Origin of the sequence: Faecalibacterium hattorii (genome assembly GCF_003287455.1) — a bacterium.
Taxonomy (GTDB): Bacteria; Bacillota; Clostridia; order Oscillospirales; family Ruminococcaceae; genus Faecalibacterium; species Faecalibacterium hattorii.
In genome coordinates, this window is record NZ_PRLC01000014.1 from 26,926 (window position 1) to 44,440 (window position 17,515).

Annotated in this window: 16 protein-coding genes and 1 riboswitch; of the genes, 7 read left to right on the plus strand and 9 right to left on the minus strand. The window is 62.9% G+C overall.

The window, feature by feature from the left end:
- Positions 1 to 4: 4 nt before the first annotated feature.
- Positions 5 to 856: a bifunctional 5,10-methylenetetrahydrofolate dehydrogenase/5,10-methenyltetrahydrofolate cyclohydrolase gene (locus tag C4N23_RS10155; RefSeq protein WP_055190335.1), complete on the plus strand. Its 852-nt coding sequence runs from the start codon at positions 5 to 7 to the stop codon at positions 854 to 856.
- A gap of 87 nt (positions 857 to 943) precedes the next feature.
- Here C4N23_RS10155 and C4N23_RS10160 read toward each other — a convergent pair whose 3' ends face one another.
- Positions 944 to 1,888: an MraY family glycosyltransferase gene (locus tag C4N23_RS10160; RefSeq protein ID WP_055190333.1), complete on the minus strand. Its 945-nt coding sequence runs from the start codon at positions 1,886 to 1,888 to the stop codon at positions 944 to 946.
- Positions 1,889 to 2,086: 198 nt separating this feature from the next.
- Between C4N23_RS10160 and C4N23_RS10165 the strand changes: the two genes are divergently transcribed.
- A complete protein-coding gene (locus C4N23_RS10165; protein WP_097838986.1) occupies positions 2,087 to 3,505 on the plus strand; it encodes an MATE family efflux transporter in 1,419 nt (472 codons plus the stop codon).
- Positions 3,506 to 3,552: 47 nt separating this feature from the next.
- Here C4N23_RS10165 and C4N23_RS10170 read toward each other — a convergent pair whose 3' ends face one another.
- The gene (locus C4N23_RS10170; protein WP_112145826.1) at positions 3,553 to 4,152 is read right to left on the minus strand and encodes an ECF transporter S component; all 600 of its coding nucleotides are present in this window, start codon (positions 4,150 to 4,152) and stop codon (positions 3,553 to 3,555) included.
- Positions 4,153 to 4,299: 147 nt separating this feature from the next.
- Positions 4,300 to 4,420, minus strand: a riboswitch (FMN riboswitch).
- 116 nt (positions 4,421 to 4,536) lie between these two features.
- On the opposite strand from C4N23_RS10170, the gene C4N23_RS10175 reads away from it, so the two are divergent.
- Positions 4,537 to 5,625 (plus strand): mechanosensitive ion channel family protein, encoded by a 1,089-nt coding sequence (locus tag C4N23_RS10175; protein WP_112145828.1) that lies wholly within the window; start codon positions 4,537 to 4,539, stop codon positions 5,623 to 5,625.
- Between the two features lie 57 nt (positions 5,626 to 5,682).
- Here the strand turns inward: C4N23_RS10175 and C4N23_RS10180 are convergent, their stop codons facing one another.
- From C4N23_RS10180 to C4N23_RS10190, 3 genes are all read right to left on the minus strand, one after another.
- Positions 5,683 to 6,435 (minus strand): ZIP family metal transporter, encoded by a 753-nt coding sequence (locus C4N23_RS10180; protein ID WP_112145830.1) that lies wholly within the window; start codon positions 6,433 to 6,435, stop codon positions 5,683 to 5,685.
- 102 nt (positions 6,436 to 6,537) lie between these two features.
- Positions 6,538 to 7,110 (minus strand): chromate transporter, encoded by a 573-nt coding sequence (locus C4N23_RS10185; protein WP_112145832.1) that lies wholly within the window; start codon positions 7,108 to 7,110, stop codon positions 6,538 to 6,540.
- The gene (locus C4N23_RS10190; RefSeq protein WP_112145834.1) at positions 7,107 to 7,670 is read right to left on the minus strand and encodes a chromate transporter; all 564 of its coding nucleotides are present in this window, start codon (positions 7,668 to 7,670) and stop codon (positions 7,107 to 7,109) included. The genes C4N23_RS10185 and C4N23_RS10190 overlap by 4 nt, the downstream gene beginning before the upstream one ends.
- A gap of 152 nt (positions 7,671 to 7,822) precedes the next feature.
- On the opposite strand from C4N23_RS10190, the gene C4N23_RS10195 reads away from it, so the two are divergent.
- The 4 genes from C4N23_RS10195 to C4N23_RS10210 are packed head-to-tail and all read left to right on the plus strand — an operon-like array spanning position 7,823 to position 11,217.
- Positions 7,823 to 8,623 (plus strand): aspartate dehydrogenase domain-containing protein, encoded by an 801-nt coding sequence (locus C4N23_RS10195; RefSeq protein WP_112145836.1) that lies wholly within the window; start codon positions 7,823 to 7,825, stop codon positions 8,621 to 8,623.
- 12 nt (positions 8,624 to 8,635) lie between these two features.
- Positions 8,636 to 9,532: a D-isomer specific 2-hydroxyacid dehydrogenase family protein gene (locus tag C4N23_RS10200; protein ID WP_112145838.1), complete on the plus strand. Its 897-nt coding sequence runs from the start codon at positions 8,636 to 8,638 to the stop codon at positions 9,530 to 9,532.
- A gap of 25 nt (positions 9,533 to 9,557) precedes the next feature.
- Complete coding sequence (gene thiD / locus C4N23_RS10205) at positions 9,558 to 10,352, plus strand: bifunctional hydroxymethylpyrimidine kinase/phosphomethylpyrimidine kinase (protein ID WP_055190314.1); 795 nt, start codon at positions 9,558 to 9,560, stop codon at positions 10,350 to 10,352.
- Between the two features lie 28 nt (positions 10,353 to 10,380).
- Positions 10,381 to 11,217: an MBL fold metallo-hydrolase gene (locus tag C4N23_RS10210; RefSeq protein WP_112145840.1), complete on the plus strand. Its 837-nt coding sequence runs from the start codon at positions 10,381 to 10,383 to the stop codon at positions 11,215 to 11,217.
- Here C4N23_RS10210 and C4N23_RS10215 read toward each other — a convergent pair.
- The 4 genes from C4N23_RS10215 to alaS form a co-directional block, all read right to left on the minus strand.
- The gene (locus tag C4N23_RS10215; protein ID WP_181567114.1) at positions 11,214 to 13,232 is read right to left on the minus strand and encodes a ComEC/Rec2 family competence protein; all 2,019 of its coding nucleotides are present in this window, start codon (positions 13,230 to 13,232) and stop codon (positions 11,214 to 11,216) included. The two genes, C4N23_RS10210 and C4N23_RS10215, sit on opposite strands and share 4 nt — an antisense overlap.
- Before the next feature lie 117 nt (positions 13,233 to 13,349).
- On the minus strand, positions 13,350 to 13,889 hold the full coding sequence (locus C4N23_RS10220; RefSeq protein WP_055190308.1) for a phosphoribosyltransferase family protein: 540 nt from the start codon (positions 13,887 to 13,889) through the stop codon (positions 13,350 to 13,352).
- A gap of 42 nt (positions 13,890 to 13,931) precedes the next feature.
- A complete protein-coding gene (locus C4N23_RS10225; protein WP_055190306.1) occupies positions 13,932 to 14,264 on the minus strand; it encodes a histidine triad nucleotide-binding protein in 333 nt (110 codons plus the stop codon).
- 183 nt (positions 14,265 to 14,447) lie between these two features.
- Positions 14,448 to 17,108 carry an alanine--tRNA ligase gene (alaS, locus tag C4N23_RS10230; RefSeq protein ID WP_112145845.1) on the minus strand — a complete coding sequence of 887 codons (2,661 nt, stop codon included), beginning with the start codon at positions 17,106 to 17,108 and terminating at the stop codon, positions 14,448 to 14,450.
- Positions 17,109 to 17,515 lie beyond the last annotated feature (407 nt).

The window sequence follows — 17,515 nt, forward strand, 5'->3', positions numbered from 1 at the left end:
TGTGATGGCAACGATCTTGAAAGGCGCGCCTGTGGTGGCCGCCATGAACGAAGCAAACGCCGCCCGGTGCGCGGCACTGAAAGCGCGGGGCGTCACCCCCACGCTGGCCGTGGTGCGGGTGGGTGCCCGCCCGGACGATCTTTCCTACGAGAAAGGCGTCCTGACCCGCTGCGGCAAGGTCGGCGTGGAGGTGAAGCAGTTCCTCCTGCCCGAAGATGCCGCGCAGGAGCAGCTGCTGGACGTGATCGCGCAGGTCAACGCAGACCCGGCCATCCACGGCTGTCTGCTCTTCCGCCCGCTGCCCAAGCAGTTTGATGACCGCACCATCCGCGCCGCACTGGCCCCGGAAAAGGACATCGACGGCATCACCGACGGCTCGCTGGCCGGGGTCTTCACCAACAGCGCCATCGGCTACCCGCCCTGCACGGCACAGGCGTGCCTTGAGATCTTGAAGTATTATCAGGTGCCCCTCTCCGGCAAGCGGGCCGTGGTGGTGGGCCGCAGCCTTGTGGTGGGCAAGCCCGCCGCCATGATGCTGGACCGCGAAAACGCCACCGTCACCCTCTGCAACTCCCGCACCCGGAACCTCCCTGCCCTCTGCCAAGAGGCGGACGTTGTGGTAGTCGCCATGGGCAAGCAGGGCGCCATCGGCGGCGAACACCTGCGGGCCGGGCAGGTCGTGGTGGATGTGGGCATTCATGTCAACGCGGAAGGCAAGCTCTGCGGTGACGTCCGGTTCGACGAGGCGGAGCCGCTGGTGGAGGCCGTCACCCCGGTGCCCGGCGGTGTCGGCACCGTGACCACCTCGGTGCTGGTGGGCCATGTGGTCGAGGCGGCGGAAAAGGCCCTCGGCTGATTTTTGAATTTTTTACAATTTGATCGTATGCAAAAAAAGGCGCTCGGTGAAACCGTTCACCGAGCGCCGCTCATTCACTTTTTCGCGTCAGCGGGTCAGCAGAAGCAGCCATGCCGAAGCAACGGCCTGCAGGATCAGCCAGCGGGCCACCACCTGCTCATCGCTCCAGCCCATCCGCTTGCGCACATGGTCGTGCAGCGGGGTCAGGGTGTTTTTCAGGATGCTGATGTGCAGGAAACGCTTGAAGCTGATCTTCAGGATGCCCAAGCTGCCATCCACGATAAAGACCAGCGCAGCCAGCAGGAAGGAGAAGGGATGGCCGCTCTTGAGGGCCAGCACTGCGAGGAAGAAGCCCATGGCGCGGCTGCCCGCGTCGCCCATCAGCAGGGTGGAGGGCTTGGCGTTCATCCACAGGTAGGCCAGCAGAGCACCGATGAAGACGATGGCCGCCGTTGCGTAATCGCCCAGCTCCTTGCCGTAGGCCAGCAGGAAGGTGCCGATGCTGACCACCGCAAGGCTGGCGGACAGGCCGTCCACGCCGTCGGTGCAGTTGACCACATTGATGCTGGCCCAGATCAGGACGACGATGAGCACGAGGTAGAGCGGATACGGGATGGCGAAGCTCCAGTTCAGGAAGTGGACCGCCGTGCTGTTGAAGTTCAGGTAGGTCACACCCGCCACGATGGCGATGACGAGGTCGATGAGGCCCTTTTTGTATTCGTTCCACGCCACTTCCGAAGCATCGTCAAAATAGCCAGAGAGCATGGAGGCGATGAGCAGCACGGTATAGATGATATACTCGGTGCGCAGCGGCACCACTGCCAGCGTGACCAGCGCGATGCAGAGCACGAAGATGAGGCCGGAACCGCGGGCCTTGCCCTTGGAGAGCTCGCCGTTCACCGCAAAGGCGCGGCCATGGTCTTGGGGGAGCTTTTCCCGGAAGACCGAGTCCATCAGCGCCGTCAGCGCAAAGGCCAATAGAAATCCCAGCGCATCCACGGTGCGCTGACTGCCCGATAACAGTTGCAGCATATTTTCCTCTTTCCCGGAACGGCAGAGCGCCGCCCCTGTTGTTTCACTCATACGCAAGGAAAGTGTATCACGCCCGGCAGAAAAAATCAATCGTTCCCGCCGAAAAGCCGCCGGTTTGACATTTTGCGCCCGCCCTTCTATAATAAGAAGGCAAGCTGTCCCCTTTGCGGGGCATTTTTTATTGCAACAGGAGAAACCATGACACTTTCACTCGAACAGCTTTCCGCCCGGATGCGGCAGGGCGAGGACATCCCTCTGCGCGAGACGGCGCAGGTGGTACTGACGCTGAGCATCCCTTCGATCTTGCAGCAGATGGTCGTAACGGCCATGGAATACATCGACGCGGCCATGGTCGGCCACATCGGGGCCGAGGCCACCGCCGCCATCGGCATCGTCAGCTCTAGCACATGGCTGCTGCACGGCATCCTTGTGGGGCTGTACACAGCCTTTTCCATCCAGATTGCCCAATACCTCGGCGCGGACCGCCAGCAGGACGCCCGCGGCGTGCTGCGCCAATCCATGCTCTTCAACCTGCTGCTGGGCCTTGGGGCGGCGGCCTTCGGCATCGGCATCAGCCGCTTTCTGCCCGGCTGGCTGGGGGCGGATGTCTCACTTCAAGCCAATGCGTCCGCCTATTTCGCCATCTGGTCGGCGGCTCTCCCCTTCACCATGGCCATGGGGATGTACACGGCCATGCTCCGCGCCACCGGCGACGCGCTGACCCCCGGCCTCATCAGCGTGCTGGTCTGCATGCTGGACGTCCTATTCAACTTTTTCCTGATCAACCCCACCCGCACCCTCTCCCTCTTCGGCTCCCGCTTCACAGTCTGGGGTGCCGGGCTGGGAGTGCCGGGCGCAGCGCTGGGCACCGCCCTTTCCACCGTGGTGGGTGGGCTGCTGGCGCTGGCGATCTTATTGCTGCGGGAAGGCCCGCTCTGCATCCGGAAGCCCGGCTCGTGGAAGATCACCCGCTCCTGTCTGCTGAACCTCTGGCGGGTGGGTGCCCCGCTGGCAGCGGAGCGCGCGGCCCTCTCCTCCGCACAGGTGCTTCTGGTGCGGATCGTCTCCGGCCTCGGCACGGTGGCCATTGCGGCCAACAGCCTTGGCGTCAGCGCCGAGGGTCTGTGCTACATGGCAGGCTACGGCATTCAGGATGCGTCCATCGCGCTGGTGGGGCAGGCCGTGGGTGCCGGACGGAAGGACATGGCCAAACGGTTCGCCTTTCTCTGCACCGCCATCGGCATGGGGATCATGGCGCTGTCCGGCATGGGGCTGTGGCTGTTCGCCCCCGCGCTGATGGGCATCTTCACCGCCGACGCCGCTGTCATCGCGCTGGGCGCGCGGGTGCTGCGCATCGAAGCCTTTGCCGAGCCCATGTTCGGGGCCAGCATCGTGGCCAGCGGCGCGATGCAAGGCGCGGGCGACAGCACCGCCTGTTTCGTGCTGAACCTCGTCAGCATGTGGGGCATCCGGCTGACGCTGGCTTTCTTCCTCGCGCCCCGGTTCGGGCTGGTGGGCGTGTGGAGCGCCATGTGCTGTGAGCTGTGTATCCGCGGGCTGCTCTTCCTTGTCCGCCTCGCCCGCGGAAAGTGGCAGGAAAAAGGAGCTCTAAGCTGAAAAAATCTCCGGGAAGCAACGCTTCCCGGAGATTTTTCATTTCTCGATTACTTGCGGCCGTGCAGGATGGGCGACAGCGGCTTATAGATCACCATGCAGAGCACCGCATCCAACAAGCCCTTGACCAGCGTGAAGGGCATGTTGAAGATGACGAGGCACTTGATGAGGCTGTCTGCCGAGGGCAGGATGGCCTGATACATACCGAGGATGGCTTCCAGCGGCATGTGATAGAACTGCACATAGGCCGGATAGGTGATGAAGTAGTTGGACGGCACACTGAACACTGCCATAGCCGCTGCACCGATCAGCGCACCGAGGATAGCCGTTTTGCGGCTCTTGCGGTGCTTATAGATGCAGCCCGCCGTGACCGAGAAGACCGCACCCAGCATGAAGTTGCACAGCTCGCCGACACACGCGGTGCTGGTGCCCTTGATGACGATGTGGAGCAGGTTCTTCATGAAGCTGATGACCGCGCCGTACACCGGGCCCAGCGCAAATGCCCCCAGCAGGGCGGGCAGGTCGGAGAAGTCCATCTTGACGAAGGACGGGATGAGCATCGGGATGGGGAACTCGATGAACATCAGGATGAAGGCCACCGCGCTGAGCATGGCGGCTACGGTCAGGTTGTGGGTCGTGTTCTTTTTCATAGGTAATATCCTCCCGTCGGGGCGCTTCGGCCCCAAAATTGAATTGGAAAGCCCTTTTCGCGCTGTATCGGAACCGGGAAGACAACCAAAAACGCGCCCTGCTGCAACCAAAGACTGCAACAGGGCGCGTAGACAATTCGGATTTGTCTGCCGTTTCTTGCATCCGGACTATACCGTTGGCCCCGGAGTCTCACCGGGTCAGCACTCTTTGGGAGTGGTCGCGGGCTGTACCGCCAGTGGGGAATCGCACCCCGCCCTGAAACGAACTTTCTAGCCAGAGTATAGCGCGGCAGAGGGCCCTTGTCAAGCCCCTGTTTCGGTTGCCCTTTCCGCGCGTTTTATGGTATACTGGGGCGTAAAATATTTTTTTCGAGGAGTTTTGCCATGATTTTTTCCATCCGTGACCTCGGTTTCGAGCTGGGGCCCTTCCTGCTGGAGGGCTGGCTGGCGCTGGCGGCACGCTGTGTCTGCGCACTGGCGATCTTCCTTGCCGGGTCTTTGGTCTCCCTGCTGCTGCGCAAAAAGATCTTCCCCGCCCTGCGGGGGCGCACATGGCATTTTGCTGCCACCCCCATCCTGCTGCGAAGCTTGGAAGGCCCTCTGGAACGGATGGCTGTCTTCACCGGCTTCTACCTTGCGCTGGCCAGTCTGCCGTGGGCCATCGCCAGCCTTCCGAAATTCCTGCTCATAGCCTACAAGGTCCTGATGACCCTGCTGTTCTGCAAGGGCCTGTATCAGGCGTCGGATGTGGCCGATTTGCTGCTGGCCTCCTGCAGCCCGGAGATCCGCTCCAACAAGACCCTGCTCTCCCTGCTGAACACGACCTACAAGGTGCTGGTCGTCGTCCTCGGTGTGGCCACGGCGGCCCAGATCGCCGGTTTCCCCATCGGCAGCATCGTCGCCGGTGCCGGACTGGTCGGCCTGACCATTTCGCTGGCTGCGCAGGAAAGCGCCAGCAATCTGTTCAGCGGCATCGTCATCCTGCTGGACAAACCCTTCGCGGTGGGCGACTGGATCACCGTCGGCGATGTAGAGGGCGAAGTCATCGACATCAACTTCCGCTCCACCCGCATCCGCTCGCAGGATAAGACGGTCAGCATCGTGACGAACAGCAAGATTTGTTCGTCCACGGTCCAGAACGCGGCTCTGCGCACCATGCGGCCCTACAAGTTCACGCTGGGCGTCACCTACAACACCACCCGCCCCCAGCTGGAGCAGCTGATGGCCGATCTGAAGAAGATGCTGGACGAAAGCCCCTACACCGAAAAGGGTGCGAACATCGTCCGGCTGACCAGCTTCGGCGATTCCAGCATCAACATCCTCGTTTCCGCCTACCTCAAGACCAACGCCTATGCCGTTTTTCTGGAGGAGCAGAACGACCTGAACCTGAACATCATGGACATCATGCAGAAGGATAAGGTCGATTTTGCCTTCCCCTCCACCAGCGTCTACATCGAAAGATCCGGTTCCTGAGCCGGTTTTCATTTACTCCCTCCGGCATCGCTGGCGCGATGCCGGAGGGAGTTTTTTTCATAGGGCCACATCCAGCGCCATCATCAGCGCAAACCCCAGCACCACGCTGATGACCCCGGCGGGCTCATCGTTTTCCACCGCTTCGGGGATCATCTCCTGCGCAGTCACGCAGACCATGCACCCGGCGGCGGCGCTCATCAGCCACGGCAGCGCCGCGCTCACCCAGCCCGCCAGCGCAAGGGCCAGCAGCGCCCCCACCGGCTCCACGAGGCCGGAGGCCGCCCCGGCAAAAAACGCACGTTTCTTGCTCTCTCCTTTCTGCAAAAGCGGGAGGCTGACCGCCGCGCCCTCCGGGAGGTTTTGCAGCCCGATGCCGAGGGCCAGCGCCAGCGCACCGCTTGCGGCGTCCGGCTCACCGGACAGAGCCAGCGCGGCGGCAAGGCCCACCACCATGCCCTCCGGCAGGTTGTGCAGCGTGACCGCCAGCACCATCCGTCCGCAGTGGCCGGCCCCGGAGCACAGCAGCCGCCCCGCCGCCTGTTCCAGCCGGAGCAGTCCTACCGCCCCGATCACCAGCCCCGCCGCGGGCGGCAGCCACCCCGGCAGCGGCCCCCGTTCCGCCCGCTCGATGGCGGGCAGCAGCAAGCTCCACACGCTTGCCGCCAGCATGATGCCCGCCGCCATACCGCAGAGCATCCGCCGGGTGCGCGGCTCCTGCGTGGACCGCATCAGGAACACCCCTGCGGCCCCCACCGCCGTACAGAACGCCGGGAGCAAAAGCACCGCCGCAACCAAAAAAATCCCGTTCAAACCGCATTCCCCCTTCCTGCTGTTCTATGCAGAAAAACGGAATTCGGTGAACGGGGATCCTTGACACCCGGCAGGAGCTTCAGCCCGCCCCGCACAGCGGACTCAGACGCCCCAGAATACGATGCCCAGCCCCGCCGCAAGGACGATCATCCCGATCGGCGACGGGGCTTTTTTTGCTGCCTTTTTGTAGGCGAAATGCACCGCCCACAAAATGCCGAACACGGCCACCGACCGCACCGACACTGCCGCGCCGCCGCCCAGCCGGGTGATGCCCAGCAGGGTGGAAAGGGCCATGGTCAGGGCAGTGGCCAAGATCATCGCCACGACGCAGGGCCGCACGCCGGAGAGAAACGCTTCCACCCCGGCATATTTCATCAGGTTCCGGAGCACCGCCGCGATGAGCAGGATGATGAAGAACGAGGGCAGCACAACGCCCAGCGTGGCAAAAAATGCCCCGGCCAGCCCGCCCTGCGACGAGCCGATGAAGGTCGCCATATTGACGGCCAGCGGGCCGGGGGTGGACTCCGACACCGCGATGAAGCTCAAAAATTCGCTCTCGGTCAGCCACCCATGGTTCAGCACGACTTCCCGCACCAGCGAGATCATCCCGTAGCCGCCGCCAAAACTGAGGGCACCGATCATCAGGAAGTTCAAAAAGAGCTGTACATAGATCATTTCCCCGCCCCCGCTTTCTTCACAAGCCACACCAGCACCCCTGCCGCGCCGCTGAGCAGGATGTAGTAGATGGACGAAAAAGACACCGCCGCCAGCGAGCAGCCCACCATGGCTGCGACGACCGCCGCCAGAATGCAGAGGTCGAAGGGGTCCTTTTTCAATTGTTTCAGCATCTTCAGCCCCGCCGAGAGGATGAGGTAGACGACGCAGACTTGGATGCCCTTGAACGCATTCGCCACCACGGTCAGGCTGAGAAAACGGTCAAAAAAGAGCGAGATGATGTAGATCACCACAAAGGACGGGAGGCTGACCGCAGCGGTGGAAGCCGCCGCCCCCGCCGTGCCGCCGATCTTATAGCCGATGTAGGTGGCGCTGTTCACGGCCACGGGGCCGGGGGTGGACTCGGCAATGGCGACCATATCCAAGAATTCTTCTCTGGACATCCACTGTTTTTCCTCGACGAATTCATGTTCCAGCAGGGCCACCATAGCATAGCCGCCGCCGAAGGTGAACGCGCCGATCTTCAAAAAGGTCCCAAACAGGGTCGAAATTTTTTTCATACGCAGTTCCTCATTTTTTCTTTTTCGCCCTATTTTAGCACACTGCCCCGCAAAAGAAAAGTGGCTGATTGCTTCTCTTTCCAGACGGAACATGGTATACTGAGCTTGGTATTCTGCATCTGCAGAAAAGACAGGAAAAGGAGATTCGTACCATGAAAACAAAATTTGGCATCGTGGGCTGCGGTTTTCTGGGCGGCATCGTGGCGGATGCCTACCGGAAGGGCCTTCTGCCGGACTACGAGCTGGTGGGTGTGACCAGCCGCACCCGCGCCAAGGCGGAGGCCGTGGCAGAGAAGACCGGCTGCGCGGTCTGCGACGACGTGGATGCACTGCTGGCCCTCCAGCCGGAGTACATCGTGGAGACGGCTTCGGTGGAGGCCGTCCGCGCTATGGCCATCCCGGTGCTGAAGCAGAGCGTAAACCTCGTCGTCATCTCCATCGGTGCCTTTGCCGACCCTGCGTTCTATGAGCAGGTCAAGCAGACGGCACAGGAGAGCGGTGCAAAGGTGCATCTCGCCAACGGCGCCATCGGCGGCTTTGACGTCTTACAGACCGTCACCCTGATGGCACAGGCCCAGTCCCTGCCCGAAACGGCGGGCATCGAGACCCACACCGGGGCCAAGGGCTTCCGCAACACCCCCGTCTGGGCCGACCATCTGCTGACCGACACCGAGAAGACTACCGTTTTCACCGGCAGCGCCAAGGAGGCCATTGCCACCTTCCCCCGCCGGGTCAATGTGGCCGTGGCCACTTCGCTGGCCACCACCGGCCCGGAGATCACCGGCGTGACCATGCACTCGGTGCCCGGCTGGGTGGGCGATGACCACTGCATCACCGCCGAGATCGAGGGCGTGAAGGCGGTGGTGGACATCTGCTCTTCCACCAGCGCCATCGCCGGGTGGAGCGTGGTCGCTTTGCTGCGCAACCTCGCTTCGCCCATCTGCTTCTATTAAAGGAGGATCGCTATGTTTGAAAAATTGGTGGCCATCGAGCCTGTCAGCCTCATCCCGTCCGCCGAAAAAGAGCTTTTCCAGTATGCCAAGGAGGTCGTGCTGTACGACGACATCCCCGCCGACGACGAAGAGATCATCCGCCGCATCGGCGACGCCGACGCCGTGCTGCTGAGCTATACTTCCCGCATCGAGCGCCCCGTGCTGGAGCGCTGCCCCAACATCCGCTATATCGGCATGTGCTGCAGCCTCTACTCCGAGGCGAGCGCCAATGTGGACATCGCCTACGCCCGCACCAAGGGCATCAAGGTGCTGGGCATCCGCGATTACGGCGACCGCGGCGTGGTGGAGTATGTCCTCCACGAGCTGACTGGCATCCTCCACGGCTTCGGGATGCCGATGCTCCGCGACGAGCCGGTGGAGATCTACGGCCTGAAGGTGGGCATCGTGGGTCTTGGCGTGTCCGGCCGGATGATCGCCGATGCGCTGTCCTTCCTCGGCGCGGACATCTCCTACTACAGCCGCACCCGCAAGCCGGACGCCGAACAGGCGGGCATGACCTACAAGCCGCTGAACCAGCTTTTACAGGACAGCGAGGTGGTCTTCACCTGCCTGAACAAGAATGTCCTGCTGCTGGGCAAAGAAGAGTTTGCACAGCTGGGCAGCGGCAAGGTGCTGTTCAACACCTCCATCGGCCCCGGCTTCGACTCCGCCGCACTGGAAGACTGGCTCACCCAGCCGGGCAGCCACTTTTTCTGCGACACCCGCGCGGCGGCGGGCCCCGTTGCCGACGGCTTCTTTGACCGCCCCAACGTCCACTGCCAGAACGTTTCCGCCGGGCGCACCAAACAGGCTTTTGTCCTGCTGAGCCAGAAGGTACTGGCCAACATCCAAACGGCACTGGCTGAATAATTTTTGCGAAAAGAGGTCTTTTTTCATGAACACTGCATTGACCATTGCGGGCAGCGATTCCAGCGGCGGCGCGGGCATTCAGGCCGACATCAAGACGATGACGGCCAACGGCGTCTTCGCCATGAGCGCCATCACCGCCCTGACCGCCCAGAACACCACCGGCGTGACCGACATCTTCGAGACGACGCCGCATTTTTTGGCCGAGCAGCTGGACGCCGTTTTCACTGACATCTTCCCCGATGCCGTGAAGATCGGCATGGTGTCCTCGGCGGCCCTCATCGAGACCATCGCCGAACGGCTGCGCTTCTACGAAGCCAAGCACATCGTGGTGGACCCCGTGATGGTGGCCACCTCCGGCTCCAAGCTGCTGCGGGATGACGCCATCACCGCCCTGACCGAAAAGCTGCTGCCCATGGCCGAGGTCGTGACGCCGAACATCCCGGAAGCGGAGATCCTGTCCGGCCTGACCATCACCGACGCCGCCGGGATGGAGGCCGCGGCCCAGAAGATCAGCGAAGCCTACGGCTGCGCCGTCCTCTGCAAGGGTGGCCACAAGGTGAACGACGCCGACGACCTGCTCTGGCGGGACGGCAAGGCCCAGTGGTTCCACGGGGAGCGGATCGCGAACCCCAACACCCACGGCACCGGCTGCACCCTTTCCAGCGCCATTGCGTCCAATCTGGCCAAAGGCTACGACCTCACCGCCTCGGTGGAGCGGGCCAAAGCCTACATTTCCGGCTGCTTGTCCGCCATGCTCGACCTCGGCCACGGCTCCGGCCCCATGAACCATATGTTTGAGCTGAAGAGCCGGTTCATCTGAACGTTCCGGCCCAAAAAGGAGAACCCCCATGGAACATTGGCATCGCAGCGGCACCGCCCTGCTGGACGAGATCGCCGCCACCCACCTGCCCGCATCCCAGATCGCCGTCTGGTACATCGGGCAGTGCGGCTTCCTTTTCAAGTGCGGGGAGACGACCTTTTGCATCGACCCAGTGCTCAGCGACCTGACCGGCCCCAACGGCTCCCGCCGCCGCTATCCGGCCCCCTTTGCGCCGGGGCAGCTGCGGGCGGACTTTGTCCTCTGCACCCACGGCCACGCCGACCACATGGCAAAGGACACCCTGCGCGGCCTTGCACAGAACGACGAAACACAGTTTATTTTTCCCTCCGGCTGCCGGGCGCTGGCCCATGAGTACGGCGTCCCGGAGGAGCGCATCCAGTTGGTGCAGGAAGGTTCCGCGCTGGAGCTTGGCCCCGCGCACCTCCGCGCCTTTTCCGCCGCCCACCCGGAACATGTCCTCGACGCTGAGGACCCCCGGATGGCGCTGGGGTATCAGCTCGATCTCGGCGGGTTTACGGTCGTGCATCTCGGCGACACTTACCTGACGCCCCGCCTTTACGCGGCCCTTGAGGCTCTGCCCCAGCCCGACCTGCTGCTGGCCCCCATCAATGGGCAGGATTTCTTCCGCACCCAGCGGAACTGCATCGGCAACTTGGAGGCCGAAGAGGCGGCGCAGTTGGCCGTCCGGCTCCGCGCCGGGTGCAGCATCCCCACCCACTACGACATGGTGCAGGGCAACACCGCCGACCCTCTGCGGTTCGTTTCGGCCCTGCGCAGGCTGGACCCCGCCGCCCGGTTCGCCTTACCCGCGCTGGGCGAGCGGCTGATCTTCCAAAAAGACTAAGGTCGAAACCGCAGTGCCGTTTGGAGTTCGATGTCCTCATCGCCCTCTATCCAGCGGTAATTCGTGCTTTTTGTCAACATTTTCCGGTACACCACCCGGTTGGGCCGGGCCATGGAGGCCAGCAGCCAGTCCACCTCGATCGGCTGGGCGAACCGCACGGTCCCGCTCAGGGTCAGGAAGGTCCGGCCCGCTGCCGTCACCCGCACCGCGCAGCCGGTCCGGGTGCGGACAAGCTCCAGCCGCCCGATGTCCGTCCGGAGGACCCGCGCGGAATCCATGGCGCAGGACGCTGCCCGGAGGGTCTGTTCTGCCTTTCGCGCATGGCGGTCGGAGGGGTTTATCCGCAGGTCAAGAAAGGCTTCCACGGTGCGGACATTCCGCCGGGCCAGCGTAGTCTCCACGGCGTTCCGGGTCGTTTTGCCGCCGCGGTAGAGCACAACCGCCCGGTCGTTCTGGGAGATGACCACCGCCGGGGCGCTTTTGGTCCCCACCAGCTCCACCCGGAGGGTGTCCCGGCTGAGGGCGTTCCCTGCCCCGATGGCGACCGCCGCCGTCAGCAGCAGGGCGGGCAGAGCGACCCGCAGACGGAGCCTCCAATGGAACGCCAGCCAGCACAGCCCCGCCAGCAAGAGGCAAATGAGGGCCGCATAGGCCGTATCGAACCAGAGCTGTGCCCCCGGCCAGCCGGACACCCAGAGGGCCCACCGGTCCAGAAGGTCCGCAAGAAATTCGGCGCAGCGGGAGATCACCCGGTGGAGCGGAGCCAGCGCAGGGGCCAGCCCCAGCAGGGCCGTTCCAAGGCCCAGCAGCAGGATCGGCTCCACGAGCCAGAGCACCGCCACGCTGGAAACAAGGGCGTAGAGGCTGGCGCTCAGTCCCCGGACCACCAGCACCGGGAAGGTGGCCGCACAGGCGCAGCCCGAAACGCAGAGCGTTTCCCACACGCTGCCGCCCAGTCGTTTTCCCCTTTGCAGAATGTTATGGTACACGCCGCCGCGTTTGTGGGCGGCGTTTTTCGTTTTGCGGGTTTTCTCCGCTCTGATCCGGGCTTCTTGGCTGCGGCGGGCCAGTTCCGCCCCGGCCAGCGTGCCCACCACCGCCGCGAAGGAAAGTTCGAAGCCCATATCGCAGATGGCGTAGCTGTTGCCGAGGGTCATCCAGACGCCCGCCACGCCGAGGGAAGTCAGGGCATCCGCCGGGCCGCAGACCCAGATGCCCACTGCGCTGACCCAGACGGCCACACCGGCCCGGAGCACCGAGGGCGTGGACCCGGTGACCCCCACCATCAGCACCGCCATCCCGGCACCGAGCAGGGCCTTGGCGCGGCGGTGGGCGTAGCGGCGCAGAAGCTTGCGTCTGCGCCCTGCCGTGGGCAGATGTTCGAGGAAGCTGCCGCAGAGGATGGAGACGTGCATTCCGCTGACCACCAGCACATGCGAAAGCCCCGCGCCCCGGTAGGCAGTGCGCAGCGCGGAGGAGAGATGCGACCGGTCGCCCACGACCATGGCGGCCAGAACCCCCGCCGGGTCATGGGCCATTCCCCGGCGCAGGGCCCCACTCAGTCGCCGCTGGAGCCGGGCCGTCCGGGCGCGGAAGGAGCTGCTCTCCCCCAGCCGTTCCAGCGTTTCGTCCCTGAGAAGTTCCCCGGTCAGAGAGACGCCGTCCGCGTAGAGGTCGAGCCGGTCCGTTTCCGGCGGCGCTTCCAGCGTGAACCTCCCACGCACCCGCTCCCCGGCTTGGCATTTGGGCAGGGCGGCGCACCGGATGCGGAAGTCTTCCGCCTCGCCGTCCACCTGTTCCACCCGCAGCACCGCGTCCACGACGCCCGGATAATAGGAGCTGTCCGTCCGCTCCACCTCGGCGGTCAGGGTGGCGGTTTTGCCCTCGTAAGCCGTTTGCAGCGCTTGCAGCTTCGCATCCGTGTGCACCGTCAGCGCAAGGCCCAGCAGACTGCCCAGCAAAAGGCAGAGGGCACCCGCCCGCGCGGTTTTCCAGCGCAGGAGTGCGAACAGCAAGCCGGAAACAAAAATTGCCGCAAGCAGCGGCAAAAGCCATGCTTGCGGCAAAAAAGCGCACACCAACTCCACCCCCAGCGCACCGGCGCAAAAGAGGCAGAGCGGGCGTCTCATATTTTAGTGCAGAAACAGGGGCAGGGGCTCAAGGAAGATGATGTCCTTGCGCTCGGCTGCGTCGCCCTCGGCCAGAACAGCGGCCTGACCCACGATGGTGCACTTGGTCTGCTCGGCCAGTGCGTCCAGCGCCTTCAGGGAGCCGCCGGTGGAGATGACATCGTCCACCACCAGCACGCGCTTGCCGTTCATCTTGTCCAGCTCCTTGCGGTCAATGACCAGCTTCTGCTTACCCGCAGTGGTGATGGACTGATCCTCGACCACGACCGGCTCCTTCATATAGAGCTTGACGCCCTTGCGTGCGCAGACGTAGGGCTTGCCGCTCTGGCGGCTCATCTCGTGGGCCAGAGGGATCCCCTTGGCCTCGGCGGTGAGCAGGATGTCGAAATCCGGGCACTTCTTCAGCAGCTCGGCGGCAGCGGCCACGGTCAGCTCGGTGTCTCCCAGCATGATGAAGGCCGCGATATCCATATGGTCGTTGACCTTGCAGATGGTCAGCTCGCGGGTAAGGCCCGCAACGTTCAGAGTATAGGTTTCAGCCATAACAATTCCCTTTCTCTTTGTATTCCGTTGATTTTCGGTGGCTCAGACCGGCAGCTTCTCGCCGCCAAGCACATGGAAATGCAGGTGCTTCACGGTCTGGCCGGCATCCTCGCCGACATTGGAGATGACGCGGTAGCCGTTGTCGAGGCCCTGCTCCTTGGCCAGCTTCGCGATGACCGCGAAGATATGTCCCAGCAGCGCGCCGTTTTCCTCGGTCAGCGCCGCAGCCGAGGGAATGTGCTCTTTGGGCACGACCAGAAAATGCACCTTTGCCTGCGGGTTGATGTCGTAAAAAGCAACGACCTGATCGTCCTCGTACAGCTTTTTCGAGGGGATCTTGCCCTCAGCAATCATGCAAAACAGACAATCTTCCATGGGAATTGCTCCTTTCCTATCAATTACTTGCCCTCTCAGTCTCACTTCGTTCGACAGCTATCCCCCTTCTGGCACAAATGTGCCACCTCCCCCGGTCGGGGGAGTCTTTCCCAAAGGGGTGAGCTTTTAGACGTCCCGATTTTACGCCGGTGCGGACGGAAAGAGCAAGCACGCTTACTACTTTTAAACCAGCTGCTTCTCCACGATGGACTTGACAGCAGCCAGTGCTTCGTCGATCTTGGTCTCGTCCTTCAGGCCGGCCATTGCAAAGTCCGGCTTGCCGCCGCCCTTGCCGCCAGCGATGGCGCTGATCTCCTTGACCAGAACGCCAGCCTTCAGGCCCTTTTCCTGTGCCAGCTTGTTGACGGTGACAGCCATGGTGATCTTATCGTCTGTCTTGCCGACCAGAACCGCCACGCAGGGGTTCACCGCCTTATCGCGGATGGAGTCGCACATACCGCGCAGGGTGTCGCCGGTGGTGCCGGTGAAGTAAGCAGAAGCGATCTTCACGCCGCCGACTTCCTCGGCATTGTCGAACAGGCTGCTCACCTTGGAGGCGGCGACCTTGGCCTTGATCTCCTCCAGCTCCTTGCTCATGGCCTTGTTCTCGGCCATGACGGCCTCGGCACGGATGGGCAGAGAGGTGATGTTGTTGGCCTTCAGGGTGTTGGCCACGGTGTGCAGCATTGCCTCCTGCAGATTTGCACGGATGAGCAGGTTGCGGCCGGTGACGGCCTCGATGCGGCGGATGCCAGCGGCCACGGAGGACTCGCTGACGATCTTGAAGCCGCCGATCTGGGCGGTGTTCTTGACGTGGGTGCCGCCGCAGAACTCAGTGGACCAGCCCTCGATGTCCACCACGCGGACGACCTTGCCGTACTTCTCGCCGAAGAGGGCCATTGCGCCCAGCTTCTTGGCCTCCTCGATGGGCATCTCCTTGACGGTGACGTTCATCGACTCGTAGATCTTATCGTTGACGATCTTCTGCACCCGGGCCAGCTCCTCGGGGGTGACTGCGCTGAAGTGGGTGAAGTCGAAGTGGGTGATCTCGGCGTCCTGATAAGAGCCTGCCTGATGGACATGGTCGCCCAGAACCTCGCGCAGGGCAGCCTGCAGCAGGTGGGTCGCCGTGTGGTTGCGGCAGACGGCCATGCGGTATTCCTTATCGACCTTGGCCGTCAGATGGTCGCCGACCTTAACGATGCCACTTTCCAGCACGCAGGTGTGGACGTAGTAGCCCTTGGGGGTCTTCTTGACGTCCAGCACGCGCAGGGAGCACTCGGCACTGGTCAGCACGCCGTGGTCGGCCACCTGACCGCCCATCTCAGCGTAGAACGGGGTCTTGTCCAGAACGACCAGAACGCCTTCCTTCTCCTGCTCATCGGTGGCGATGGCATCGGTCAGGGTCTCCTCGTCGCTCAGAGCCACGACCACGCCGCTGTCGTTCAGGGTCTCGTAGCCGGTAAAGACGGTGGGTTCAGCAGTCAGGCCGCCGAACAGATCCTCGCTCCAGCCGGAGATGTTCTTCTTCAGGCGCTCGGCGCGGGCACGCTCCTTCTGCTTCTTCATCTCAGCGTGGAAGCCGTCCTCGTCGATGTCGATGCCCTGCTCCGCTGCGATCTCCTTGGTCAGGTCGAGGGGGAAGCCGAAGGTATCGTTCAGCTTGAAGACGTCCAGACCCTTCAGCAGGTGCTGGTGAGCCTTTTCCAGACCGTCGATCATGTTGTTCAGGATGTTCATGCCGGCGTCGATGGTGCGGGCAAAGTTTGCCTCCTCGGTGCCGATGACCTTCTTGATATAAGCGTCATGCTCGCGCAGTTCGGGGTATGCGGACTCGCTGGACTGGATGACAGTCTCCACCAGCTCCACGAGGAAGGGGCGGCTGATGCCCAGCATCCGGCCGTGGCGGGCAGCGCGGCGGAGCAGACGGCGCAGCACATAGCCGCGGCCCTCGTTGGAGGGCAGGATGCCGTCGGACACCATGAAGGTGCAGCTGCGGATGTGGTCAGTGATGACGCGGATGGAGATATCATCCTTGGCATTCTCGCCGTAGGTCTTGCCCGCGATGTGCTCCACGTGGTGCAGCACGCTCTGGACGGTATCGACCTCGAACAGGTTGCCGACGCCCTGCATCACGCAGGCCAGACGCTCCAGACCCATGCCGGTATCAATGTTGGGGCGGGCGAGGCGCTCGTAGTGGCCCTTGCCGTCGGCATCGAACTGGCTGAACACGAGGTTCCAGATTTCCATATAGCGGTCGCAGTCGCAGCCCACGCCGCAGGTCGGCTTGCCGCAGCCGTACTCCGGGCCGCGGTCAAAGTAGATCTCGGAGCAGGGGCCGCACGGGCCGGAGCCGTGCTCCCAGAAGTTGTCTTCCTTGCCCAGACGGACCATGTGGTCCGGGGCGATGCCCACCTTCTTGGTCCAGATATCGTAAGCCTCATCGTCCTCTTCGTAGACGGAGATGTGGAGCTTATCCTTGGGGATGGCCATCCACTCGTCGCTGGTCAAAAACTCCCAAGCCCAAGGAATGACCTCTTCCTTGAAGTAGTCTTGGAAGGAGAAGTTGCCCAGCATCTCGAAGAAGGTGCCGTGGCGTGCGGTGATGCCGACGCGCTCGATATCCGGGGTGCGGATGCACTTCTGGCAGGTGGTCACGCGGTGGCGGGGCGGCTCCTCCTGAGCGAGGAACCACTTCTTCATGGGAGCCATGCCGCTGTTGATCAGCAGCAGGCTGGGGTCGTCCTTCGGGACGAGCGGGAAGCTGTCAAGGCGCAGGTGACCCTTGCCCTCAAAGAAGCTCAGGTACTTTTCGCGCAGTTCATTCAAACCGGTCCATTGCATAACTGTATCTCTCCTCGTGGTTTTTCCGGCGTCCTCCTCCGGACGCGATATTTTTATGACAGGCGCCAAAACAAAAACAGCCTCCGCCCCAACAAAGGGACGAAGACTGTCTGAAAAGCTCCGTGGTACCACCCAAATTGCAGGAAAATTTGTCCCCTGCCGCTTTGTGCGCGGTAACGCTGCGCCGCGTCCGGCTCATCTCGCCGGAAGCTCCGGGGCGGCTTGAAAAACCCTCTGCCGGAACGCCTTGCAGCCATAAACGGGCGTTCTCTCTGGGCGGCATCGCGTGTTTTTCTGACCCCATCCTTGCCATCTGTCATAATCCATCTTTCCGCACAAAAGGACAAATTATCCCTCTGCGTTCAATTTAGATTATAGCATGGCCGCGGCGTTTGTCAACGGGTTTT